Genomic DNA, 24,909 nt, shown 5'->3' with positions numbered 1-24,909 from the left:
TGACCTCCAAAAGGGTGTTCCTGAAGCGTCGTAAACTATAGGAACGGCGTTGCATGATAGTCCCGATGGCTCGACCGATCTTGTTCTGATGGTTTTCTGATGGCGTTAGGTCGCCCGAGAAGTTCTTTTCTGTGAAGGGGTTACACGTGAAGCCGAACGAAGGGAATACGCCGTTCCAGGTCGGAGACTGGACGGTCGACCCTACCGCGAACACCCTGATTCGCGATCATCAGGAACATCACATCGAGCCGAAGGTGATGAAAGTGCTCGTCACTTTGGCCCAGCGGCAAGGCAAGGTCTTCACGAAAGAAGAGCTGGTCGCCACCGTCTGGCCGAACACCTTCGTCAGCGACGATGCGTTGACTCGGTGCATCTCCATCCTCCGTCGAGTGGTGGAAGATGCACCGCAGGACCCGCACTATATTCAGACCATCCCCAAGGTCGGCTACCGTCTGGTGGCTCCCGTCAGCTTCGCCCTCGAAGAAGCCGAAGAGGTCCCTGCGCTCGGAGAGGCCGTCGAGTATCTCCCGCCCGCGATCGAGCCGACGGCACCTCAGATCCAAATCCTCGAAGCGCCTCCTCTTGTAGAGACGCTTCCGCTTGCGGTCCTCGAAGAGCGTCGTACCCGTTCGACCTTCCTGCTGGCAGCAGCAGCTACAACCTTGGCTCTCGTGCTTTGCGCTATCGGCGGCACCATCTGGTACATGAAGACCCGTACCCTCGATGCTGCATCGCTCGAAACCACGGCGCTCACCGGCGACGCAGGAGAGCAGCTTCAGCCGGCCTTCTCGCCGAGCGGCAAGACGATCGCCTATGTTCAGGTAAACACGAACATCGCCAGCCGGCGGATCTATCTGAAAAACATAGGACAAGAGTCCAAGCGCAGCCTGAACAACGATGGCATCCAGCAGTTCAGCCCCGTCTGGTCCCCTGACGGGAAAGAGATCGCCTACTTCGGGCGATCGGACGCGGGCCTCGGCATTTATATAGCTGCGACCAATCAGCCGAATGCCGCCCCGAGGAAGGTCTACATTCCTCAGGAGACCAGCTCCTGGGAGCAGGGTGGGCTCTCATGGTCGCCCGACGGCAAGTTTCTGCTCTTCTCCGACCATGTAGGTAACGAAGCGAGTGCGTCCATCTATCAGCTCGATCTCGCGACGCTCCGCGCACAGGTCATTACTAATCCACCGGATGGCGCTGAAGGCGACCTAAGCCCGCAGTACTCTCCCGACGGCAAGAAGGTCGCCTTTACCCGCGCCACCGAAACGGCTGTCCGCGATCTCTACTGGATCACCCTTGTGGACGGTGTGCTCCATCCGCTGACGCACGACCGGATGAACATCGAAGGCTTTGCCTGGGAGCGCGACAGCTCGCACATCGTCTTCGCCTCCAACCGCGCGGGCAAATCTTCGCTCTGGCGCATCAAGCTGAACGGTGAGCAGCCGGTACGGATGCCGGTCGGCTCAGAAGATGCGACCCAGCCAGCGGTAGGCCCTCTGCCCGGCCAGCTTGCGTATTCGCAGGGTGCCGCCATCTGGAATACCGACCGTGTCCACATGGGCGAGGACGGCCACAGCCCCGAGAACAGCATTCTCTCCTCCACGCAGGAGGACTCCGCGCCAACGATGGCACCGGACGACCACGCCTTCGCCTTCCAGTCGCGACGCTCTGGCAACCAGGAGATCTGGGTTTCCTCCGCCGATGGCGTGCAGCTACGCCAGCTCACAATGTCGCAAGGGCCCGTTACCGGCAGCCCATCCTGGTCGCATCGCGGGGACAGGATCCTCTACGACTCACGCCCCGATGGCCATTCGCATATCTTCTCGATTCCCGCGAGCGGAGGAGCACCGAAGCAACTGACCTTCGGTGCGGTGAACGACATCATTCCGCGCTGGTCCAACGACGACCAGACCGTTTACTTCCGCTCAAATCGCGGCGGCCGGTGGCAGGTGTGGAAGGTCTCAAGCAACGGCGGCACGCCCCAACCGGTGACATCGACGGATGGCATGGCCGCGCAGGAGTCTGCCGACGGCAAGTATCTCTACTACACGCACGCCGAGGCCGCGGGCCTTTGGCGCGTTGCGTTGGACGGCAGCGGAGAGTCGATGGTCCAGCCGCAGCCTGCGGCAGGATACTGGGGCTACTGGCAGGTGACGCCGCACGGCATCTTCTATCTGGACACCTCGACCACGCCCTCAGAGATTCGTATCTATGATCCGCAAGAAGCGAAGTCTCATACCTTCGCCGTGCTTTCGTTGACGCCGCCTCCCTTTCAAGGACTCACGGTTTCGCATGATGGGAAGACTGTTCTGCTGACGCGCGAGAGCAACGTGGGACGTCACATCACGCTCGTGCAACGCCGCGCACACTAGATCCAGAGTGGCGCGCGCTCTTCGAGAACACACGCTTCGAAAATCAGCGGAAGTAACTAAGAGCGATACCCGTGATGAACTCTGCGTCCTGCGCGATCGTCGTGGGTTGAGCGCCATCGACGCGGCGTTCATTCATGCCTCGGATGAGGTCCATCACGGCCCAGCCGACCATCTCCACAGGACGCTCGCGCAGCTCCCCGCGCTCAATGCCTTCACGCAACAGCAGGTTGATCTGGTCGACGCTCTCGCGGATGATCTTCGCCGTACGCTTCTTCTGGTGCTTCTCGCGGCCGACCGTCATGATCATCTGGTACAGCTCGCCCTGCGCGCTCCAGAACTCCATACGCGTTCCGACAAAGACTCGCATGCGCTCTGCAGCCGTCGTCGCGCTCTGCAAACGCTCGGAGACAAGCTCGCGCAGTTGCGTCATCGCGTACTCCAGGGCGGCCTCATAGATGGCTTCCTTAGAGTCGAAGTAAAGGTAGAGTGTGCCTTTGGCGATGCCAGCCTGCTCTGCCACATCTTCGGCGCGAGTGTTCGCGAATCCATGTTTTGCGAAAACCGTCAGCGCTGCGGTGATGATCTCGGATCGCCGGAGGTCAGCGCGCTCACGACGACGCCGCAAACGCAGGCGAGACGATGTGCGTGAAGTTTTCGTGACAGCGGGCACGAACCCAAAATACCACAGCGATTTGGGTGAATCCGCTGTTGAAACGCTTGAGTCCTACGGGATTTCACCGCATCGAATGACTGTATAGTCATTTTATGACTCCTCGGTCATTTTGACGACGGAACGCTATTTCTATTTTTGGGAGTCGGTGGGTGAGTCACGCCACTTTAGAAGAGGCCGCAGAACGCGCAGAGGATTCTCTCGCGCCGAGCGCGCCAGAGTTCGAGCCCGGAGTGCCGCTCGAAACCGCAGCCGCGCCGGGGCCGCGTGTATTCAATCCGTGGATCATCGCACTGGTGGTCACGATGGGTACCTTCATGGAGGTGCTCGATACCTCCATCGCAAACGTCGCGCTGCCGCACATCGCAGGCAGCCTTTCGGCGTCGCAGGACGAAAGCACCTGGGTGCTGACGAGCTACCTCGTCGCCAATGCGATCATTCTTCCGATCAGCGGCTGGATCTCCAGCGTGGTCGGTCGCAAGAACTTTTATCTGATCTCCGTGGTGCTCTTCACTGTGTTTTCGGCCGCCTGCGGTCTGGCTCCGACACTCGGCGCGCTGGTCATCTTCCGCGTGCTGCAGGGACTGAGCGGCGGCGGCTTGCAGCCTTCCGTGCAGGCCATTCTTGCCGACGCCTTCCCCGGCGAAAAGCGCGGCATGGCGATGGCCGTCTACACGGTCGCGATCCTCTGCGCTCCAGTGCTTGGCCCCACGCTTGGTGGCTGGATCACTGATAACTACTCGTGGCGTTGGATCTTTTACATCAACATCCCGGTCGGCGTGCTCTGCGCATTCTTCACGCGCATGGTGCTGCAGGACCCGCCGCATCTCGTCAAAGCGCGCGCGCTGCTGAAAAAGCATCCTCTGAAGATCGACGCGATCGGCCTTGGCCTCGTTTCGCTCGGCCTTGCAGCAACAGAAATCGTGCTCGACCGCGGACAGGAACTCGACTGGCTCGGCAGCACGTTCATCACGTGGACAGCGATCATCGCCGTCTTCGCGATCGTCGGTGCCATCATCTGGGAGCTTCGCGTCAAGAACCCGGTGGTGAACCTGCGCCTGCTGGGTGAACGCAACTTCCTCTTCTGCTGCATCATCGTGTTGGGCATGTACACGTCGCTGTACGCAACCACCTTCCTGCTGCCGCAGTACATGCAGGAACTGATGGGCTATGACGCGACGACGGCCGGCATTGCGGTGTCGCCTGCAGGCCTCGTCACGATGCTCGAGGTGCCGCTCGTCGGCTGGCTGCTGAGCCGCGGAAACGACGCACGCCGCATGATCGCCGTGGGCATCGTCACGATGACCGTCGGCACTTACTGGGCGTCCATGATGAACCTCGGCGTAGGCGAAGCAAGCCTGATCTTCCCGCGCATCATCCAGGTGATGGGCCTCGGCATGACCACGGTGCCGCTATCGACGATCATGTTCCGCTTCCTTCCTGCAGATCAGACGAGCAACGCCGCTGGCATCTATGCGCTGGTGCGTAACGAAGGCGGTTCGATTGGCATTGCGCTCTCCAGTACCTTCCTGCAACGCATGACGCAGGTGCACCAGACTTATCTGGGTGCGCAGATTACAGCGTCGAACGGACTTGCTGCGGCCACCGTTCGCGCGACTGGTTCGGCCACGCTGGGAAGTCCATCCGATCAGCACTACGCCGGGCTCGCAATGCTGTATCACCAGGTGCAGACGCAGGCGGCTTTGCTGGCGTACATGGACCAGTTCAGGCTGTTTGCCTACCTCCTCATCGCGCTGCTACCGCTAGTCTTGCTGCTAAAGCGGCCACCGAAGATCGTGGGAAAAATCACTCTGGACGCACACTAGTTCTTACAGCGCTCACCAACGAACGCCTCTGCATCTTCCGATGCAGAGGCGTTTGCTTTGCGCGTCTACTCCGGCGAAGCGTCTGCGGGATTGAGATCGTCGAATCCGTTCCAGCGATAGATCAACGCAGAGAGCAGCCAGCTCAGCACGAAGAACGCAATGATGCCGTAGCCCAATCTGCCAAGGTTGTCGTTGAGCGAGCGAGTGAGGTCCCACAGGGAGCCACGCAGATGGAACTGATCCGCAAGCAGCCCTGCAGCTTCAACGCCACCAATCGCAAACGCCACCACGACGGAGACCAGCGTCAGCGTCATGTTGTAGTAGAGCTTGCGCACAGGCTTCACGAACGCCCATCCATAGGCGCCAATCATCAGCAGGTTATCAGCGGTGTCCACGAGAGACATACCTGCGGCGAACAACACAGGAAACACCAGCGTCGCATGCAGTGACACACCGCGCGATGCCTCTGTGGCCGAGATGCTGAGCAGGCCAATCTCCGTGGCTGTATCAAAGCCCAGGCCAAAGAGCACGCCGAGTGGATACATGTGCCAGCTTTGTTGCACCATGCCGAAGACCGGACGCAGCAAGCGGGAAAGCAAACCACCGTTTGCCAGCAGCGCATCGGCATCTACTTCGATATACGGTGCTCCCTTGCGTACGCGCGTAAACGACGCGTACACCGAACGGAAAACGCCGAGGTTGAGCACCGCGATTCCGAAGAGAAAAGCCACTGACACACACGTACCAATGATGCTCCCGACATCGCGAAAGGCTGCGAGCCGATGCTGCAGCAACAGTGTGCCCGAAGCCATAAGCACCGAACCGATGACCACGATGGTCGAGTGGCCGAGCGAGAAGAGCAGCCCTACCGTAACGGGTTGCTGGCCTTGCTGCATCAGCTTGCGCGTCACGTTGTCGATGGCTGCAATGTGGTCCGCGTCAACGGCATGGCGCAGGCCAAAGCTGTACGCGAGAAACGCCGTGCCGAGCAATACAGGATGCCCATGAAACACCGCGAGCGCCCAGAGCCACGCGACGATGTTGAAGAGGAGTAGCCCGATACAAAGCACGAGGCCGCGCGAACGCAAGCTTCGCCATGATGCGCGCAAAGAGAAAATCTTCATCGCAAAATTTCCTTGTAGGTTGGTTCACTGACTCCGCACTCGAGCGAAAGCATTGCTATGCTCGACTCAGCGGATCCCCGCATAGAATCAGGACTGCTGCCATGTATCGACGCATTTTGCGGAAGGCCGCTGTGGCTCTGACGCTTCTCTTTCTGCTTGTACTTTGGGTCATCGTTCGCACACGTCATGCACACCATGCTGCTACGGCCAAGGCCGATACGCTGGTCGTTGCGCAGTCGTCGGACATGGAGTCGATGGAGCCCGACAACCTGAACTCCGCCTCGTCGGTGAACATCGCGAACTTGCTGTGGGGCAGGCTGCTGACGATCACCGCAGAGGGTCAGGTCGTTCCTTCGATGGCTTCGAGCTACACGTGGAACGATGCGGGCAATGAGATTACTTTTCATCTTCGCAACGATCTTCACTGCGGCGACGGCTCGCGATTCACCGCGCAGGACGTGGTCTACACGCTGAACCGCGCGGCCGACCACAGCAATGGCTTCTACGGCAATCTGCCTGCGTTCGTGTACTCCGCAATCGGTTTTGAGAAGGCATGGGCGAACAACGACAGCGATGCAACGGTCCGCGTACGAGCCTACTCTTCGCAAGTGCCGGGCATGTTGTCGCAGGCGTACATGCTCTGCCGCAAAGACTACGAACATCTTGCTCCTGCGGCTGCGGCCTCGCACGCATACGCGACAGGCCCCTATCGCATGGTGGAGTGGGCACGCGACGACCGCATCGTGCTGGAGCGCAACCCGCAGTACACGCTGGTGAAGGCGCCGTTTGCGCGCGTGGTGTTCCGCATCATTCCCGAAGCAAGCACGCGTGTTGCTGAATTGCTTGCAGGCAATCTCGATGTGATCTCCAATGTTCCGCCGGACCAGGTGGCAGCTATCAACACGTCGGGCAGCGCGAAGGTGCAAGCCGTAAACGGCACGCGACGCATCTTCGTCGGGTTCAACCTGTCGCCGAAGTTCTCGCAGACGGAAGGTGGTGCGGCTATCCAGAAGAAGGCTGTGCGACAGGCTCTGGAGTACGCCGTCGATGTGCCGACACTCTGCGCACAATTGCTGCAGCATCCGTGTGAGCGAATGGCAAGCCCCGTGCAGAAGGAGCACACGAGCGTTGCAGCGTACCCCTACGATCCCGACAAGGCCGAGCATCTGCTCGACGCTGCGGGGTATCCGCGCAAGACGGATGGTGTGCGCTTTCATCTCACGCTGCAAGGGCCGCGTTCGCGCTATCTCGAGGACGTGAACGTAGCGCAGGCCGTCGCGCAATATCTCGGCGACGTCGGTGTCGCGACCACCGTTGAGGCGATGGACTTCAATAGCGTCTTCGCTCCGCGTGCACGACAGCACGAGGTCGGAGAACTCTTCCTTTCCGGCAACGGCGGCGCGTTGTGGAGTCCGCTCTTTGACCTCTCGCTCTTCCCCACCAAGCTTGCGAACACCAACACCGGCGAGTGGGACAGCAAGGCCTGGCGTGAGGACCTGCACGCGCTCGAAGGCGTGCGCGACCCCGCGCAGGAAACCGCGATCATCAACCACATGCAGCAGGTGTTCCGTGACGAGGCCCCCTGGATCTTTCTGTATTTCCAACCGGACTTCTATGCGTATGGCCCGCGCGTTGTCTTTCATGCGCGACGCGATGAGTTGCTCGACGTGATGTCGATACAGCCCAGGCGCTAAGTTACTTTTCACCTTCAGGCTTCGCCACACTGCCATAGCGCAGCGTGTGTTCATGCGTCGTGCCATCGAAGTGCGTGTGCAGGCTGTCCCACTCGGTGAGCGAGCCGTGCGAGTGGCTATGGCCGCCGAGCGTAAGCCCTCCGGGCATCTCGACAGTGCCGAGTTCACGACGCTCAGGACTTGCGAGCTGCTCTTTGATCCACGCAACGACGTTGCTCAAGCCCTTACCGCTCTTGAGGTCCGTAAACAAAAACGGACGCTCGCCGCGCATCTTGCGCGAGTCGCGGTCCATCACTTCAAGCGACGAGCCGACCATCTCGGCGAGGTCGATCTTGTTGATCACCAGCAGCGACGAGCGCGTGACACCAGGCCCACCTTTGCGCGGCACCTTGTCGCCACCTGCTACATCGATCACATAGATCCACTCATCGACGAGCTCAGGGCTGAACGCAGCCGAGAGGTTGTCGCCACCGCTCTCGACAAGGATCAGTTCAAGCCCAGCATGCTCGCGCTCGAGATCCTCAATCGCTTCGAGGTTCATCGAGGCATCTTCGCGGATCGCTGCGTGCGGGCAACCACCCGTCTCTACGCCGCGAATGCGCGAGACATCCAGCGTGCCCTGGCGCATGAGGAACTGCGCATCCTCCATCGTGTAGATATCGTTGGTGACGACGGCGAGATTGATTTCGTCGCGCAGACGGCGGCTCAGCGCGTCAACCAGCGCGGTCTTGCCGGAGCCCACAGGCCCGGCGACGCCGATGCGAAATGCTCTTTGCTGCGAAGTGCTCATGCGCTTTTCTCCTGTTGCGGATCGGTTAGAAGAGGAAGTAACGCTGCGCCATCGGCAGCTCACTGAGTGGTTCGCAGGTGAGCAGTTCGCCGTCGGCGCGCACCTCGTACGTCTCCGGGTTCACTTCAAGATGCGGCGTTGCGGAGTTGTGAATGAGGTCCGCCTTCGTCACCGAACGACAGCCCCTCACGGCCATCGGGCGCTTCTGCAGATGCAGCTTCTCAAGCGTGCCCGCCTCCATCGCAGCTTGCGAAGTGAAGAGCACACTCGACGATGCAGGCACCTTGCCGAATGAGCCGAACATGGGGCGATAGATCACCGGTTGCGGCGTGGGAATCGACGCGTTCGCATCGCCCATCGTGCTCCAGGCGATCGTTCCGCCCTTGAGAATGATCTCCGGCTTCACACCGAAGAACGCAGGCTTCCACAGCACGAGGTCCGCAAGCTTGCCCGGCTCGATAGAGCCGACCGCGTGCGCGATGCCGTGCGCGAGCGCAGGGTTGATCGTGTACTTCGCGACGTAGCGCTTGATGCGCGTGTTGTCGTTGCGTGAACTGTCGCCGACGAGCGCACCGCGCTGCACCTTCATCTTGTGCGCGGTCTGCCAGGTACGCAGCACCACTTCGCCGACACGGCCCATAGCCTGCGAATCGCTCGAGATCATCGAGAAGACGCCCAGGTCATGCAGGATGTCTTCAGCGGCGATCGTCTCAGGACGAATGCGGCTTTCGGCGAAAGCGACATCTTCCGGCACCATCGGATTCAGGTGATGGCAGACCATCAGCATGTCGAGATGTTCGGCGATCGTGTTCTTCGTGAACGGCCGCGTGGGGTTTGTGGACGAAGGCAGCACGTTGCTCAACGCAGCGATGCGGATGATGTCCGGCGCATGGCCTCCGCCCGCACCTTCGGTGTGGTAAGTGTGAATCGTACGCCCGTTGATCGCGGCGATCGTGTCCTCAACGAAGCCCGCTTCGTTAATGGTGTCCGTGTGGATCGCCACCTGTACGTCCATCGCGTCGGCCACGCGCAGGCAGGCATCGATCGCAGCAGGCGTCGATCCCCAGTCTTCATGCAGCTTCAGGCCGCACGCGCCAGCGATGATCTGCTCTTCCAGCGGCCCCGGCTTGCCAGCGTTGCCCTTGCCGAGGAAGCCCAGGTTCATCGGCCACGCTTCGGCCGCTTCAAACATGCGCGCAAGGTTCCACTCCCCCGGGGTGCAGGTCGTTGCACAAGTTCCTGTGGCGGGGCCTGTGCCACCTCCAAGCATCGTGGTGATGCCGTTGGAGAGCGCTTCGTAGATCTGCTGCGGAGCGATGAAGTGGATGTGACTATCGATCGCCCCCGCAGTGAGAATGTGGTTCTCTCCTGCGATGACCTCGGTCGACGCGCCGATGATCAGCTCAGGATCAACGCCCTGCATCGTGTCGGGATTCCCTGCCTTACCGACTTTCACGATCTTGCCATCGCGTATGCCGACGTCGGCCTTCACGATGCCCCAGTGGTCGATGATGAGCGCGTTCGTGATGACGAGATCAAGCACGCCCTGCGATGCGCGACGCTCCGCACCAGCGCTTTGCCCCATGCCATCGCGGATCGTCTTGCCGCCGCCGAAGACGACCTCATCGCCATAGACGGTGAAGTCCTTCTCGACTTCGACGATCAGCTCCGTGTCCGCAAGTCGAACACGATCGCCCGTCGTAGGACCGTAGAGGTCTGCATACATCTGCCGTGAAATCTTCTGGCTCATGCGGTCTCCTTTTCGTTGCGTGCGGCCAACGGCCCATCGACCATGCCGCGATGGCCATGCATCATGCGCGTACCCGCGAGTTCCACAAGATGCACCTGCTTCACATCGCCGGGTTCGAAGCGCACCGCAAGCCCCGAAGGCGTATCGAGCCTCATGCCGTAGGCAGCCTCGCGATCGAAGCTCAGCGCTGCGTTCACCTCATAGAAGTGGTAGTGGCTGCCCACCTGTATCGGACGATCGCCCGTGTTGCCCACCGTAATGGTTGTAGTGCGACGACCGTTGTTGATGGTGATGTCGTCGTCATTCAGCAGATACTCGCCGGGGATGATGCCCGCGGGCGCATCGGGCAGCACGCGGATAGGATCGTGCAATGTCACGAGCTTCGTGCCATCGGGGAACGTCGCTTCCATCTGCAGTTCATGCAGCATTGAGGCCACGCCGTCCATCACGTCAGCGCTGGTGAGCAACGTCGTGCCGTGCACCATCAACTCCGCCACACTCATGCCATCGCGCGCGGACTCCATCACTGCGGACGAAAGATACGCGACGGCCTCCGGGTAGTTCAGCTTCAGTCCGCGTGCCTTGCGACGCGTCGCCACATCGGCAGCGGTATGAAGCATCAGCCGTTCCTGCTCTCGGGGAGTAAGGTGCATAGGTTCCTTTCCGTTCCTAATAAATCTTTCGGGGCGGCACAGCTTCCCGGCCCATCAGCGACTGCTTGCACTGCGACCACACCGCTTGCAGCACGGCGGGAATCTCCAACGGGGACGCGACGATGCCACGAACCATCAAGCCGTGCGCGGGCAAGGTGGTAGCACCCCATAGGCTGCCACCCACGCGCGAATGCGATGCGAGAACGTCTGCCAACTCTGACTCCAGCGTGCGCAGCGCGAGTGCGTTCGCGCCCGCCTGTACCGCGAGAAACGTCACGAGATACTCCGTGCCGCGCCCCAGTCTTCCGGGTGAGTGAACACTCCACCTGCGCGGCTCGAGCAACAGACGGTCGTGCAGAATCGGTGTGCCGTCGACGAAGACTTCGGTGATGAGCTTCAGCCGCTCGTAGCGGAATGTCTCGCCCGACGCTTTGCGTCCCGGCGCGAGCACGTCCCACGCAAAAAGCGTGGCACCACGCTCGAGGTGAAAGCTCGTCTGCTGCAGTGCGCGCGAGTTCTCAAACGGAATCAGCGAGTCAGGCAGGTACTCGAGCAACGCGTCCTCGCCGATGTGAAACGTGGAGCGCAACTCAGCTTCGCTGGCATCGACGCGCGGACGATAAAGCCGCGTTGAACCGGTAGTCGTAATCTGCGCTTCCGCACCGGGCAGCACATCAACTTCAAGCGTCAGCGAATCTCCGCCGAAGATGCCACCAGAGACATTGTTCAGGTGATACAGGCACTCCGCGCCCTCGCGCTGAAAGCCACGCACGACCTTCCACGGCGGGTCCAGCCGCTGCGTACGGAACTGCGTGGCGCCGCGGCGGCCCTCCACCAGCAATCGAAGCTCGGCTGCGTTGGTGGTCAACTGATGAATAACCTCGTGTGCAGCTGCGGATGACGCATCGACGCTACTTCGAGCGCGGGCTGCAGGTTCCAGAGCGTTTCCCACTGCGGCGCCGCGCAGGCCTGCTCGATCACCGCCATCATGCGCGGCTTCATGCTCCACAACAGCTGCATCGCCACGGTCTGCCCCAGCGGCAGCAGACGCTGGCAGGCGGAAACAGAGCCAAAGAGCGTCTGGTGCAGATAAGCTCCGGCGGCTTCGGCGGCTCCGATGCCGAGAACGGCAGCTACGAGACCAAAAGCCGCCGCGAGATGCCCGTCGCCGGGATACCGCAAGCGCTCATCGTTTTCTAACTGCGCGGCAAGCCCCAGGAATCGTCGGCCCAGCCGCGTGCTTGCGTCGCGGCTTTCGCGTGCAGGACGCATCGCCGAAGCCATCGCGTTAAGCTGCTGCCAGGCTCCAGGCGAATCCACCGCGTGAGCCATCGCGCAGAGTACCGCGTCGGCGTGGCCCGCGCCGGCGAGCCACTCGGCGTAGAAGCGAGGAAGATCGGCGGTATCAAGTCCGCCCTCGGCGACCAGAGACTCCACCCCAAAGCTGTGCGAGAGCGCCCCAATAGGCAGCGCGCTGTCAGAGAGCTGCAGCAGTTGCAGCCACGCCATCATCGACCGATCGACACCCGGAGCCTGCCCCATAGAGAGTTCAGCCATTCTGCGGCGTTTCCAACAGGGAAATTGAAGAAAATGCCGAAGAACACGGTAGAGCGACGTATTCTAGGCAGAACATTACTGTTAGTCCCGCTGATTGTATAAAATTATACAATCAGCCACTTTGGAAGGGGTTCCCGTGTCGATTGACGCACCGCAGAGTAACGGCAGTTCCGACTTTTTGAGAAAGCCTCTCTGGACCTCGCTGGCCGACAACATCGCCAACCTGGTAGCAAATTCGATCGCTACCCGCCGCCTGATGCCGGGCGAGCGCATCGTCGAAACGACGCTGGCGGAGAAGCTTGGAGTCAGCCGCGTACCCATCCGCGAGGCGCTGAAGGTGCTGCATGCGCAGGGAATTCTGACCGGCGGCGGCCACCGCGGATATCATGTCGCGACCTTCGACGCCGAGACGACGCAGCAGATCCTCGAAGTGCGACTCATGCTGGAAACCTTCCTGCTGCGTGATGCGCTGGCGAACTGGCGTAGCGGCCTGGAAGACCCCAACGAGCTCAACGCAGCGATCGCGGAGATGGAGCGCGCCGCAAAGTCTGAGGACATCCCCGGCTCCCTGCTGGCGGACCTCGAGTTCCACCGCATCATCCGCAACGCTGCGCATAATCCCATCGCGGGTACGCTGTGGGACACCATCGCGCGCCACGTCACGATCGTCTTCAACTTCGAGCGCTATCGCGACAAGAACCTGATGGCGATTCCCAAGCAGCATGAGCAGTTCCGCGACTTCATCTTCGAGCAGATCAAGAACCCCGGCCCGGATGAAGTGATCGGCGAAGCGATGGAAAGCCACATCCTGCTGATTGATCGCCAGCGCCGCAAGTTTGCCTAGGAGCAGCGCAAGAAAAAGAGGCGGAGCCGCAATGGCTCCGCCTCTCTCGTTTGCGGCTCTTTACTGCGGAATAGCGATCCACTGGCGCGTCTTTTCCGAGAGCTTGATGGCGTCGAGCACTCGTTGATTCCGCAGGCCGTCCACGAAGGTCGCGCCGTCGCGCAGCGGACGCTTCTCCTGAATCGCCGCGCAGAGCTCCTGCAACGCACCGACGACCGACTGGTTCCAGATGCCGCTGTTGACGCCTTCGAGGCCGTCAAAGGGGTTCGCCACTTCGACCTCGGCGAGCGGCTCGCCGACCTTGCCGAACATCAGCTTTTCCGTGTCGTTGGAGAGCGTTACCGTGCCTTCGCTGCCGTAGATTGTTACTTCGTTGGCCGCGCCGTGGCGAGCGATGGTGCTTATCAGCACCGTCGCGAGCGCGCCCGAGGCAAACTCCGCAGAGAACTGCACAAAGTCGTCAGCGGTCGCGGTCCACGCCTCGCCGGTCTTCTTGTCGATGCGGTTCGGCACCATCGTCTTCACCGTGCCGGAGACCGCGGTAATCTCCCCCAGCCACCAACGCAGCAGGTCCACCTGATGCGATCCGTTCGCGCCGAGGCGTCCACCGCCCTGCGAGGCCAGCGACCACCAGTCGCCCGCAGGCCGCGATGCCGGATCGGCCCAGCTTCCCCCGACGTTGTGCACGACCGCGTGGCGTACCTCGCCGATCGTGCCCGAGTGCACCAGCTCGTGCAGCTTACGACGCTTGGCGTTGAAGCGCAGCTCGTGGTCGATCATATGCACGCGGCCAAGCTCTTCCGCCTTCGCGAGCATAGCGGCGGCTTCCGTCGCATCCATCGCGGTGGGCTTTTCGCTGAGCACATGCGCGCCCGCTTCCAGCGCGGCCAGCACCATCGGCGCATGCGTCACTGTGGGCGTCGCGATGCACACGAGGTCGAACTGATGCTCGGCGAGCATCTTCTGCCAGTCGGTGTACACATGCTGAATGCCATACGGCTTGGCCGCAGCTTCCGCACTTTCCAGCCGCGAGCTGGCCAGCGCGACGACCTCCGCGCCGGGGACGTGCCGAAACGCCGGCAGAAACGCTGCTTTTGCAAAACTGGCTCCGATAATGCCGACGCGCATACTGTGGACTCCTAAACCCTTTTTCGGATGCCCGAAACCGCCTGTCTGAGCGAGTTTACGGGGTGGTGTGCAAGCGATTGCCGAAATAGCTGGACAACCCTATATATCACTTGTTATACAATCATACATAAGTACATCGGCGCATTTATCGACAGCACCATCAGCCCATCGCTCGCGGCCTTCTGGCAGCGGCGAAAAAGCGGGACCCATGCGGCTTAGCAATAAAGTAGCGATCATCACAGGCGGCGCCAGCGGAATGGGGCGTGCCACGGCCGCGCTCTTTGCCCGCGAAGGTGCTTCGATCGTCCTCGGCGACGTGGACAAGACGGCTGGCGAAGCAGCCGCGGCGGAGATTCGCGCCGCAGGCGGACGGATCCTCTTCCAGCCCTGCGACATGCAGGTGGAGTCCGAGGTTTCCGCGCTCGTGCAGACCGCCGAAACGCAATTCGGCAAACTCGACATTCTCTTCAACAACGCGGGCATCGAGCAGCCGTTGACGGCCTCTGATGTCCTGGACACGGCGCTCTTCGAGCGCGTGATCGACGTGAACCTGAAGGGCACGTTTCTCGGTTGCAAGTACGCGATCCAGTCGTTTCTGCGCACGGGCGGCGGCGTCATCGTGAACAACAGCTCCGTGAGCGCTTATGCGAACGTTGGCGGCAACCTGTCTTACGCCGCATCGAAGGGCGCGATCATGTCGCTCACGCGCGTGCTTGCGATCGAGTATGCGCGCCGCAACATTCGTGTGAACGCGATCTGCCCCGGCGTGATCGACACCGGCATGAACCGCCGCAATCTCGACCTGGCTGCAGACCCCGATGCGCTGGCCGAGAAATGGATGTCAGCGACACCGATGGGCCGCATGGGGACGGGCGAAGAGATCGCCGAAACCGTGCTGTATCTCGCATCGGACCAGTCTTCCTTCACCACCGGCATTGGACTTCTGATCGACGGCGGACGCGTCGCTACCTAGCGCGCTCGTCGTCATTGACTCTTTCCCTCCCCCTCGACGAAAGGACTGTTGAACTTGAGCGACAACGTGAAATCCATCAAGCACATGGCATTTGCCGTCCGTAATGCGGAAGCGGCGCTGGACACCTATGTGCGCTTCCTCGGCGTACCTGCCGACACGCCGGTGACCGAGTATCCGAAGTCGCGCAACCGCGTGGCACTGTTCATGCTCGGCGGCATCGAGTATCAGCTCTCGCAGTCGATGGACGCTGACGGCCGCTTCGCTTCGTGGATCGCCGCGCGCGGCGCCGAAGGTCTTCACCACATCTGCTATGAGGTCGCCGACATCGAAAAGGCCCTCGCCGAAGCGCAGCAAAAAGGCGCTACGCTGCGCGAGTGCAAGGCTTGCAAGATCACCGGCAGCCACGTCCATCCGGAAGGCTACGTTGCGTTTCTCGACAACGACGCCGGCGGCATCGAGATCGAATTCATGCAGGTGTACAACGCGGAAGAGCTTGAAAAATACAACGCTGTAAAGGGGATCTAAGCGACATGGCGCAGGAAGCAAAGACCATCACCGTAGGAACCGCAGTCGCTCTCCCCGGCACCGTTGTGCGCGGCCACATTCCAGTCACGAAGACCGGAACGGGCGGCGAGATTTCGATCGCGGTCATCGTCATCAACGGCGCGAAGCCCGGCCCCTGCCTCTGGATCGACGCATGCATCCACGGCGATGAACCGGAGGGTACGTTGACCTGCCACACGCTGGCGGCTGAGATCAATCCAGCGGAGCTTGCGGGCACGCTCGTGCTCGTGCCCGCGATGAACGCACCGGCGTTTGAAGCAGGCCAGCGCGGCAATCCGCTCGACACCTTCTCGTATGACATGAACCGCATCTATCCGGGTCGCGCAAACGGCTACCTGACCGAGCGCATCGCCTGGGCCCATGCGGAGTTCATGAAGACCGTAGCCGACTACGAGATCTCCATTCACTCCGGCGGCGCGCACTCGTATCTCTCCGAGACGATCTTCGTGAACGAAGATCCGATGTCGGTGGAGCTTGCGAAGGCGATGGGCCGTGGATGGGAGCTCGTGCTTTCGGCGATCAGCCCGAAGGGCAACCCGATGGCAACGATGCTCGAAGCGGGCAAGAGCGGCATCACCGTCGAACTCGGCGGACGTCCTGCAACTTCACCCGAAGGCATGCGCAAGGTCGTTGAGATTTTGAGCGAAGCGATGCGCAACGTGATGCGCCACTACGGCATGATCGCCGGCGTTGCGCATTACCCCGAGAAGCGTTGGAAGGGCGTGCAGGAAGCTCTGCTCGCACCGGCGAGCGGCGTCTTCGTTCCGGCGGAAGGTGTGGCTTGCCAGAAGCCGATGAAGAAGGGCGATGCTGTCGCTACGATCGTCGATGTGTGGGGGGATGTCGTCGGCACGCTGGTGGCTCCTGCCGATGGCATGATCTTCGGTCTTCGCGCGCTGCCCAATGTGATGACGGGCGAGTGGTGCTGCTTCTACGGCAAAACGGATGGGTTCCGCGACTAATGACAGGCCCTCTTGCACTTCCCGACTCCCACCCGCGCGATTTTTGCGGCTACGGACAGAACCCGCCGGACCCGCAGTGGCCCGGAAAGGCGTCCGTCGCGCTGAACTTCGTGATGAACTTCGAGGAAGGCTCGGAGTATTCGATTCCTGACGGAGACGAGTACTCCGAACGCGCTCTGCTGGAAGTCGCGAACTCGCGCGTAGCGCAAGGGGATCGCGATCTCGCTGCAGAGTCGATGTATGAGTACGGCACGCGCGTGGGCTTCTGGCGTCTGCTGCGCATCTTCGAATCGCGCGCGCTGCCGGTCACCGTCTTCGCGTGCGCGCAGGCGATCGAGCGCAACCCCGAAGCCGCTGCGGCGATCCGTCGCCTCGACTGGGACATCTGCTCGCATGGTCTGCGCTGGAGCGAGCAGTTCACGCTCACCGAAGAAGAGCAGCGCCGCGAAATCGCCGAAGCTGTCGCATCGTTTGAGCGCACGCTGGGCAAGCGCCCTGTGGGCTGGTACTGCCGCTATGCGCCTGCCGTCTTCACGCGCCGCTTGCTGATCGAAGAAGGCGGCTTCCTCTACGACAGCGACGCCTACAATGACGATCTGCCGTACTGGGACCGTTCCGGTGTGCGTCCGCATCTTGTGGTGCCTTACTCACTGACCATCAATGATGCGCGCCTGCTGCGGGGTGGCATGACGACCGGCGATGCGTACTTTGCGTTCCTGCGAGACTCGCTCGACCTGTTGCGCGAAGAAGGCAAAACGCAGCCGCGCATGATGAACGTCGGCATGCACCTTCGCATTCTCGGACATCCTGGACGCGCGGCCGGCCTGGCGCGCTTCCTCGATTACGTGAAGACGCTCGACGACGTCTACGTCTGCCGTCGCGAAGACATCGCTCGCCACTGGATCGCGCGCTTCCCTGCTGAGGTCGCCTAGACGATGCAGCTACGCGCCGAACCCGTAACGGCTGAAGCATTCGCTCCCTTCGGGACCCTTGTGTTGCCACCAGAGGCTCCGGGGGAGCGTGCTTTTTATACGCAGTGGCTGGGCGCTACCGCGCAGGACGCCACTCCGCGCTTGCATGTGAACTTTGTGCCGCAAAGCATGTTGCCCATCACCGCAACGGTGCTGGAGCGTCATCCTCATGCAGCGCAGATCTTTCTGCCGCTGGAGGCTTCACGCTACCTCATCGTCGTGACGCCGAGTCTGCCCGATGGCTCGCCCGATCTTGCTCGCGCGCGATGCTTCGTCGCGCCGGGCAACGTCGGCGTGGTGTATCGCGCGATGACCTGGCACATGGGTGCCACCGCGCTCGATGCGAAGGCGCACTTCGCCGTCTGCATGTGGCGCAACGACCGCGACGACGATGAGTTCCTCACGCTGACCGAGCCGCTGGAACTCCTCGCCGAGTCAAAGCAGTAGACCTAGCTGGCCTGCTGCTTGACGCGATGCGTTCCACCCTTCTCTGACTTTGCCGTAACCTCGATAGCGCTGCCCTGCGGCGCACGCACGAGCCACTCCACAGGCTTGCTCACAGCGGTCCACTGCTGGCCCCACGGTGACCACGGAGCGAAGCGTTCATTGCGTCCTGCCAGGTGGCCCAGCTCGACCTTCGCAGGGTTCATCACAACCTCACCACCATCGATGCTGATCGAAACTTCCACCGGCTTCGCGATGCCCTTTTCGATCGCAACATCCGAAAGGTTCGTGGGCAGATAACCGTGGTTGCTCACGACCGCGCGCACCTTGTAGAGATCCGCACCGAGTGACTCGACGGTGACCGCATCGACCAGCACACGCGGCGAGGCCGCTGCGTGGCGCAGGTTGAAGAGCGCGTTGTCACGGCAGACCTTCTCCAGCATGGGCTCAGGCGGATTGCGATAAGCCCAGATGTTCACCATGCCGCCGATCTCGATCGTTCCAAGCTGCGGATGCTCGAAGGTCGTCCACGGACGCCAGCCGCGATCCCCGAGATGCTTGCGCACGAACTCGTAGATCTTCATCTGCGCTTCGCCGTCAGCGGGATGCAGGTTGTAGTGGCTCGTCTTGTTGACGCCCGCCGCAGCCTCGAGGTCCCACAGCTCAGTGCCGATGCTGATGATGCCCATTTCCTCATAGGTCCAGTCCATCAAGCCGCCGCGACGTGGCTTCGACTTGTCCGGCGTGAAGCCTTCGTAGATGCTGATCGTCGGGTAGCCGGTGATCTCCGTGCCCACCTTGCCGATCGCATCGTAGAGCGCAAGGTCGCGCGCAGGCATCGCAGCGTCAGGACGCGTCATGCTGGGGCGCAGGATGACGCCGCCGTGCGTGTGATACGCGCACATGCCGCAGATGTTCGGATGATCGAGGATGAAGCGCGCCATCGCCGCAGCTTCCGGTTCCGAGAGCGGATACTCACCCGCACCGTACTCTTCGCGCGACCAGTTCGCCGGGAAGTTGCGATTCATGTTGCCGTCGAAGGGCTTCTCCACCTTCACGTCGACGCCGTCGAAGTTGCGGATGGAGCCTTCGGGATACAAGCGGAAGTACTCGCCGCCTTCTTCACCCGGCGCTCGCTGAATCATCACATCGGGATTCGTCGCGCTCTTCTTCCATTCGCCCTTTGCATCCGGTACGCGCATCCAGGCGAGGTAGCCGTCGCCATTCACGTCTTCGGCGATGAGACCTTCATGGCGCGCAGTCTCCGGCGTGTAACGACCGTTGCCGCACCAGTTCTGGAACGGCGGAACCAGCGACATCTCTGCCCCGTCGGGGTTGATGCGCGGCAGCACGTAGAAGACCTGCGTGTCGACAAGGCGGGTCGCTTCCTCATCCTTACCGTAGTTTTCGAGCAGATGCCAGATCGCGTAGAGAGCGGTCGCGCTGGTGGCGTGCTCTTCCGCGTGGATCTGCGCATCGATGTAGAAGCCGGGCTTCTCCAGCGCCGGTCCCGTGGCATGGTTCGTAATCTCAACCAGCCACACCTCGCGGCCGGCGAAGCTCTGGCCCAGCGAGCGGAGCGTTGCCAGATCAGGATGCGCGGCGACGAGCGCCTGCAACTGCTCGGTCATTTCGTCGTAGGTGTAGTAGCGATCAAAGCGCGTGCTGCTTGCCATCATTCTCTCCACGTTCATTGTGTTGCAGTTGGATACGCCCGCGAAACCGAGGCGCGTCAGGGGTGTCGTGCTGCAAAAGAAGGGCGATGCCCTCATGCAGTCCGATGGAAGGAGTAAAACCCGTATCGGCGTGCAGGCGATCGATCACCATCGCCTTGCGCTCGTGCTCGGGCAACAACAAAAGATCGGCCTGCGCGGCATCGCTGACGCGCTGCACCTGCAGGCCGAAGTCCTCAAAGGTCTCCAGCAACTCATCGCTACTAACGGCAATGCCGGAGCTGACGTTGTAGATCCGATGCTGCAGACGCGGCGCCAACAGAAGGCCAGCCATCGCCGCGCAAAGATCGTTCGTATGCGTCCAGTCGCGAGCGTAGCCAGGACCGTAGACGCGCACAGGCTTCGCACTCAGCAATGCAGCGCGCAGCTCTGCGATAAGACTTTGCCGCGGACGAAAGAGTGACGGCGTCTCTTCCGAACCATAGCAAGGCCCCACGCGTGCAGCCACCAGCGCGATGCCCGAGCGCGCCTCTGCAAGCAGCGCGCACAACTCCGCCGAGCGCTTGCTTTCCGCGTAAGCACTACTGAGGTCGAGCGGATGCTCTTCGTCGCACGGTAGCGAAGTTTGCGAAGCACCATAGACACCGCTGCTGCTCAACACCACCATGCGTTCCACGGTGCCTGCTTCGACAGCCGCTCGCACCATGTTGCTCGTACCCATCGCATTCACGGCAAAGCAGGTCTCGTCATCGCCGGCGGTCACAGCCGCCGCATGAAGAATGTGGGTCGGCCGCCACTCACGAACGACCGCCTCGCAAGCCTCGCGGTCACGCACATCGAGCAGACGTTGTTCACCGAACTCTTCGCCAGAGGGAACGCAGTCACACGCCAACACCGCCTGCACCTCGTCACGACCGGACAGCACCCGCAGCAAAGCGCTGCCGAGGAAGCCGGTCGATCCTGTGATGAGAAGACGGATAATTTGCCTGACCTTTGAAATCTGATCTTTGTAAGATTGTTATACACTTAGTTCAAGCATTTTGACGCGTTTCTGCACGCACTTTTCGCAGGATTCTCGCCGAATGCTGCTTCTTTTGAGGAGAACAGCGGCAATGTCTTTGACCCCGTTTCATATTGCGTTTCCTGTCACCGACCTCGAGGCTTCGCGCCACTTTTACGGCACGGTGCTGGGTTGTGAGGAGGGCCGCAGCTCGGCCAACTGGATCGACTTCAACCTCTTCGGCCACCAGGTCGTGGCGCATCTGCGACCGGCGGACAGCGTTGTCGCCGGCGCGAACCACAGCCACGTGGACGGCCACAACGTACCGGTGCCGCACTTCGGCGTCGTGCTGACGATGGAGGTCTTCCACACCTTCGCGGAGCGTCTGAAGGCCGCGGGCATCAAGTTCGAGCTCGAGCCGCAGATCCGTTTTCAGGGCAAGGTCGGCGAGCAGGCGACGATGTTCTTCCTCGATCCTTCGGGCAATGCGTTGGAGTTCAAGGCGTTCGCCGACATGAGCCAGGTCTTCGCCAAGTAGGCACCTCGCAGCATGAAGAAGACGACGGCCTCGGCCGTCGTCTTTTTGCGTCTGCAACTCGCTTCCGAAGCAAAAAAAGAGGCTGCAATCCCGGTCAGGATTGCAGCCAAATTCGGAGGTAGATAGGTTGCAGTGGGTTAGAAGATGATCTTCGCGCCGAGCTGCATGCTGAACGGTTCGCCGGGGCCGATGCTCGGTGCGCCCGAGTACTCGCCGATGGTGCTGGAGACGGTACCGAGGCTGTCGCCGATGGTGTTGTTCGGCGGAGCAAAGTTCTTGCGGTTGAAGACGTTGAACATCTCCGCACGAATCTGCACGGCGACACCCTGCGTGATCTTCGTTGCCTTGTAGACCGAGATGTCGACATCGCCGAAGCCAGGGCCGTAGAAGGCGTTGCGGGCCGTGGTGCCGTAGGTGCCGTTTGCCGGATCAGCGAAGGCTGCTGCGTTGATCCAGGTCTCGCTCTTGTTGGTTGCGTCGAAGGCGCGGCTGATGCCGGAGTACGGGTTGCCGACAAGGTTGGCACGCTGTGCGCCTTCGTCCGTACCGCTGGTATCGGCACTGGCGTAGACCGTGAACGGTGCGCCAGTGTGGAAGTTCACCATCGAGTTGAACTGCCAACCGTTACGCAGACGCTCAAAGGATCCGCTGACAGTCGGAGGCGTGTAGGTCACGAGGCCGACGAAGGTGTGACGCGTGTCCGTGGCTGCGTTGCCGTACTCACCCTTGATGTTGTTGCTGTTCTGCGGAAGCTGCGAGCGCGAGACCGAGCCTTCGTCGAAGGCATGGGCCCAGGTATACGCAGCCTGTGCGGTGAAGCCGTGAACCGCCTGCATCTTCACAGTAGCCTGCAGCGAGTTGTAGTTGCCGGTCTGGAAGGTGCCAACCTGGTTGATGTTGCCGTAATTCGGATAAAGGTTGGAGTACGGGCGGCTCATCTGCTGCGTGAGCTGGTCAGCTGCGGTCGAGGGAGAACCGTTCGCCTGCAGCTTGGCCTGATTGATGTCGCGGATGCCCAGCAACTTACGTGACTCGTTACCTACATAGCCGAGCTGAGCCAGAATCTTCGAGCCAAGCTGCTGCTCAACGTTCAGGTTGTAGTTCCAGACATACGGCGTACGCATGTTCTGATCTATCGAAAAGGCACCGCAAGGAGTGCTCGGCGAGCAGCTACGTGTGACGCCACCGAACGGGTTCACACCGGTCGTTAGAGCATGCGTCGGGCCGCCCGTCGCCGTGATCGAGTAGTACTGGAAGCTCGTGTCCGGATTGGCCTGAACACCGAGCGGCGAGCTGTTGCTCGTCGAGTTGTTCAGGAAGGCTGCCATGATCGGTTGGTCGTAGTACATGCCGACGCCGCCACGGATGACCATCGTGCTGCTTGCACCAAAGGGCTGGTACGAGAAGCCAAGACGCGGGGCGAAGTTATTCTTGTCTGACGGGTACAGCGAGTCGATACCGTTGCCCAGAACCTGCACGCCCTTGCCGGGGATGAAGACGCTAAGATCCTTATCGTTGTCATACAGCGGACCTTCGTAGTCGTAGCGAATGCCGTAGTTCAGCGTCAGACGCTGACCGAGACGCCAGGAGTCCTGCGCGAAGAAGTCAAATGCATTGGCATAGACCCAGCGCTGAGGGCTACCAATAGCGATCGTCGCGGTGGAATAGTAGCCTGCGAGCAAGTCGGCCAGAGCGTTTACGCTCGATCCGTAGGTGGTGTCAGCAGACCAGCCAGGATTGGTCGCAGATACCTTGCTCCCTTGGCCCGTAAAGTTGAACTGCCCCGTCGAGTTACCCGAGTTGAAGACGTTCACATAGCCGCGGCGGAACTCGCCACCGAAGCGGAAGGCATGCGAGCCTACCGTGTACGACACCGTATCGTTCAAGTGACCCGTGATGTCGTTACGGCCCGAAGGAGCGATGATGCCAGCCTTATCGAAGCCGGAGATGCGGATCTTCGGAGCTTCCGACGGATACTGACTCCCCGTGACGAGACCCGTGCCAGCGACGTTGAAGTTCTGGTCCGCGTTGTTGAAGAGCTGGTTGAAGTAGTTCACGCCAAGCAACAACTGATTGCTGATCTTCGAGGTCGCCATGGTGTTCAGCACCACGGCGTAGTTCCATACGTGGATCGGGCCGACCTCATAGTAAGGAGCCAGTTCCGAGCCGTTCGGAGCGGTCTGATTGCCTTCACCACCGAAGCCACGCACGGACAGCGTATTCTTCTCGTTGATGGCATAGTCGAGCTTTAGGACGCCGTTCCAGCTATGTCCTGACTGCGGAATGTTGCTCGAATAGTTGTTCGCCGCAGCCGCACCGCCGAGCGCATAGGCCGGGTAGAAGGTGTTCAGGATGTTCTGACCCACGGGGTTCACCGCGACACCGTACTTGGCGAGCAGCGCCTTCGCCTGCGCCTGATACGCGTACGACGGCTCCGTCGCCAAGCCATTCTGGCCGATGGAGAAGGTCTGCGTTTCGAGCGAGCTGAAGAAGAAGAGCTTGTCCTTGATGATCGGTCCGCCGAACGAGAAGCCCGCGTTGTAATTGCGGTTGCGCTTCTTCGTTTCGCCCGCCGCGAGGAACGGAGAGGGCGCCGAGTACAGCTCATTACGGTTGTAGTAGTACGCCGTTCCGTGGAACTGGTTGCCGCCCGACTTGATGCCGAGGTTGACCACACCACCCGGGTTACGACCCGCTTCCGCGTTACCCTGCGTCTGCACCGAGAACTGATCCACCGCGTCGATCGGCATCACCACACCGGGGATACCGAGGATGCCGCCCTGGTTCACAGCCGGCACGTTCGCGTAGAAGTCATTGTTGTCCACGCCGTCGATCTGCCAGTTCATCTGGTCGAAGCGCGTGCCGTTCAGCGCGCCCATGCCCGTGCCGCCGCCGCCGATCGCGTAGCCCGCGAAGCCCGGCGTGATCGCCACCATCTGCGTGAAGTCGCGACCGTTCAGCGGCATCGCATCCACCGATTTACCGGTGATCACCGTCGTCTGCGTCGTCGAGGTCGTGTCCAGCGCAAGCTGATTTGCCGAGACCGAAATCTCCTGTCCCGAGCTCGCCAGAGACAGCTTCACCTGCGCGGTGTAAATGCTGCCCTGCGATACCTGTACATGCTGAATCTTCTGCACGGCGAAACCATTGGCCGTCACAGTGATCGTGTACGAGTCCAGCGGCAGATCCGAGAACGTGAAGTCGCCCGAACCGGTTGCCTTCATCGTGTGGACGAGGCCGGTGCTTTCATCGGTGGCAATAACGACGGCTCCCGGCACTACCGCACCCGTGGGGTCGGTCACTGTGCCATTGATGCCGCCACGAAAGGTCTGAGCGCTCGCGCTCAAAGCCGTTGCAAACAAGAGAGAGGAAAGCA

General features: G+C 61.2%; 21 protein-coding genes. 10 read left to right on the top strand and 11 right to left on the bottom strand.

Annotated features, from left to right (window positions below):
- The first annotated feature begins 146 nt into the window (after positions 1–146).
- Positions 147–2,372 (top strand): DPP IV N-terminal domain-containing protein, encoded by a 2,226-nt coding sequence (locus OHL11_RS03890; RefSeq protein ID WP_263370160.1) that lies wholly within the window; start codon positions 147–149, stop codon positions 2,370–2,372.
- A 43-nt stretch (positions 2,373–2,415) separates the two neighbouring features.
- Here OHL11_RS03890 and OHL11_RS03885 read toward each other — a convergent pair whose 3' ends face one another.
- Positions 2,416–3,042 carry a TetR/AcrR family transcriptional regulator gene (locus tag OHL11_RS03885; RefSeq protein WP_263370159.1) on the bottom strand — a complete coding sequence of 209 codons (627 nt, stop codon included), beginning with the start codon at positions 3,040–3,042 and terminating at the stop codon, positions 2,416–2,418.
- Between the two features lie 152 nt (positions 3,043–3,194).
- Here OHL11_RS03885 and OHL11_RS03880 point away from each other — a divergent pair, with 152 nt between their 5' ends.
- A complete protein-coding gene (locus tag OHL11_RS03880) occupies positions 3,195–4,868 on the top strand; it encodes a DHA2 family efflux MFS transporter permease subunit (protein WP_263370158.1) in 1,674 nt (557 codons plus the stop codon).
- 65 nt (positions 4,869–4,933) lie between these two features.
- On the opposite strand, the gene OHL11_RS03875 is transcribed toward OHL11_RS03880, so the two are convergent.
- Complete coding sequence (locus OHL11_RS03875; RefSeq protein WP_263370157.1) at positions 4,934–5,992, bottom strand: HoxN/HupN/NixA family nickel/cobalt transporter; 1,059 nt, start codon at positions 5,990–5,992, stop codon at positions 4,934–4,936.
- Positions 5,993–6,093: 101 nt separating this feature from the next.
- On the opposite strand from OHL11_RS03875, the gene OHL11_RS03870 reads away from it, so the two are divergent.
- Complete coding sequence (locus OHL11_RS03870) at positions 6,094–7,686, top strand: ABC transporter substrate-binding protein (RefSeq protein WP_263370156.1); 1,593 nt, start codon at positions 6,094–6,096, stop codon at positions 7,684–7,686.
- Position 7,687: 1 nt separating this feature from the next.
- Here the strand turns inward: OHL11_RS03870 and ureG are convergent, their stop codons facing one another.
- From ureG to OHL11_RS03845, 5 genes are read right to left on the bottom strand one after another with little or no spacing between them, the layout of a single operon-like run.
- Positions 7,688–8,476 (bottom strand): urease accessory protein UreG, encoded by a 789-nt coding sequence (gene ureG / locus OHL11_RS03865; protein ID WP_317890617.1) that lies wholly within the window; start codon positions 8,474–8,476, stop codon positions 7,688–7,690.
- A 25-nt stretch (positions 8,477–8,501) separates the two neighbouring features.
- Positions 8,502–10,226, bottom strand: a complete 1,725-nt coding sequence (gene ureC / locus OHL11_RS03860) for an urease subunit alpha (protein WP_263370155.1) — start codon at positions 10,224–10,226, stop codon at positions 8,502–8,504.
- Positions 10,223–10,879, bottom strand: coding sequence for an urease subunit gamma (gene ureA, locus OHL11_RS03855; protein ID WP_263370154.1), 657 nt, complete (start codon positions 10,877–10,879; stop codon positions 10,223–10,225). Before ureA ends, ureC begins: the two co-directional genes overlap by 4 nt.
- Before the next feature lie 16 nt (positions 10,880–10,895).
- Positions 10,896–11,747 carry an urease accessory protein UreD gene (locus tag OHL11_RS03850; protein WP_263370153.1) on the bottom strand — a complete coding sequence of 284 codons (852 nt, stop codon included), beginning with the start codon at positions 11,745–11,747 and terminating at the stop codon, positions 10,896–10,898.
- Positions 11,744–12,436, bottom strand: coding sequence for an urease accessory protein UreF (locus tag OHL11_RS03845; RefSeq protein ID WP_263370152.1), 693 nt, complete (start codon positions 12,434–12,436; stop codon positions 11,744–11,746). Before OHL11_RS03845 ends, OHL11_RS03850 begins: the two co-directional genes overlap by 4 nt.
- A 136-nt stretch (positions 12,437–12,572) precedes the next feature.
- On the opposite strand from OHL11_RS03845, the gene OHL11_RS03840 reads away from it, so the two are divergent.
- Positions 12,573–13,280, top strand: coding sequence for a GntR family transcriptional regulator (locus OHL11_RS03840; protein ID WP_263370151.1), 708 nt, complete (start codon positions 12,573–12,575; stop codon positions 13,278–13,280).
- Positions 13,281–13,340: 60 nt separating this feature from the next.
- On the opposite strand, the gene OHL11_RS03835 is transcribed toward OHL11_RS03840, so the two are convergent.
- Complete coding sequence (locus OHL11_RS03835; RefSeq protein WP_263370150.1) at positions 13,341–14,408, bottom strand: Gfo/Idh/MocA family protein; 1,068 nt, start codon at positions 14,406–14,408, stop codon at positions 13,341–13,343.
- A 208-nt stretch (positions 14,409–14,616) separates the two neighbouring features.
- Between OHL11_RS03835 and OHL11_RS03830 the strand changes: the two genes are divergently transcribed.
- The 5 genes from OHL11_RS03830 to OHL11_RS03810 are packed head-to-tail and all read left to right on the top strand — an operon-like array spanning position 14,617 to position 18,325.
- Positions 14,617–15,381, top strand: a complete 765-nt coding sequence (locus OHL11_RS03830) for an SDR family NAD(P)-dependent oxidoreductase (RefSeq protein WP_263370149.1) — start codon at positions 14,617–14,619, stop codon at positions 15,379–15,381.
- Between the two features lie 54 nt (positions 15,382–15,435).
- Positions 15,436–15,906 (top strand): VOC family protein, encoded by a 471-nt coding sequence (locus OHL11_RS03825; RefSeq protein WP_263370148.1) that lies wholly within the window; start codon positions 15,436–15,438, stop codon positions 15,904–15,906.
- A 5-nt stretch (positions 15,907–15,911) separates the two neighbouring features.
- Complete coding sequence (locus tag OHL11_RS03820; protein ID WP_263370147.1) at positions 15,912–16,907, top strand: succinylglutamate desuccinylase/aspartoacylase family protein; 996 nt, start codon at positions 15,912–15,914, stop codon at positions 16,905–16,907.
- A complete protein-coding gene (locus tag OHL11_RS03815) occupies positions 16,907–17,839 on the top strand; it encodes an allantoinase PuuE (RefSeq protein WP_263370146.1) in 933 nt (310 codons plus the stop codon). Before OHL11_RS03820 ends, OHL11_RS03815 begins: the two co-directional genes overlap by 1 nt.
- A 3-nt stretch (positions 17,840–17,842) precedes the next feature.
- Positions 17,843–18,325, top strand: a complete 483-nt coding sequence (locus OHL11_RS03810; protein WP_263370145.1) for an ureidoglycolate lyase — start codon at positions 17,843–17,845, stop codon at positions 18,323–18,325.
- A 2-nt stretch (positions 18,326–18,327) separates the two neighbouring features.
- Here the strand turns inward: OHL11_RS03810 and OHL11_RS03805 are convergent, their stop codons facing one another.
- Both OHL11_RS03805 and OHL11_RS03800 read right to left on the bottom strand, forming a co-directional pair.
- A complete protein-coding gene (locus tag OHL11_RS03805; protein ID WP_263370144.1) occupies positions 18,328–19,998 on the bottom strand; it encodes a M14 family metallopeptidase in 1,671 nt (556 codons plus the stop codon).
- Positions 19,976–20,962, bottom strand: coding sequence for an NAD-dependent epimerase/dehydratase family protein (locus tag OHL11_RS03800; protein WP_263370476.1), 987 nt, complete (start codon positions 20,960–20,962; stop codon positions 19,976–19,978). Before OHL11_RS03800 ends, OHL11_RS03805 begins: the two co-directional genes overlap by 23 nt.
- Positions 20,963–21,107: 145 nt before the next feature.
- Here OHL11_RS03800 and OHL11_RS03795 point away from each other — a divergent pair, with 145 nt between their 5' ends.
- The gene (locus tag OHL11_RS03795) at positions 21,108–21,533 is read left to right on the top strand and encodes a VOC family protein (RefSeq protein WP_263370143.1); all 426 of its coding nucleotides are present in this window, start codon (positions 21,108–21,110) and stop codon (positions 21,531–21,533) included.
- Positions 21,534–21,670: 137 nt separating this feature from the next.
- On the opposite strand, the gene OHL11_RS03790 is transcribed toward OHL11_RS03795, so the two are convergent.
- Entirely contained in the window at positions 21,671–24,880 is a 3,210-nt protein-coding gene (locus OHL11_RS03790; RefSeq protein WP_263370142.1) for a TonB-dependent receptor, read from the bottom strand.
- Positions 24,881–24,909 lie beyond the last annotated feature (29 nt).

Origin of the sequence: Granulicella cerasi (assembly GCF_025685575.1) — a bacterium.
Lineage (GTDB): Bacteria > Acidobacteriota > Terriglobia > Terriglobales > Acidobacteriaceae > Granulicella > Granulicella cerasi.
This window is presented reverse-complemented; position numbering and strand designations above follow the sequence as displayed.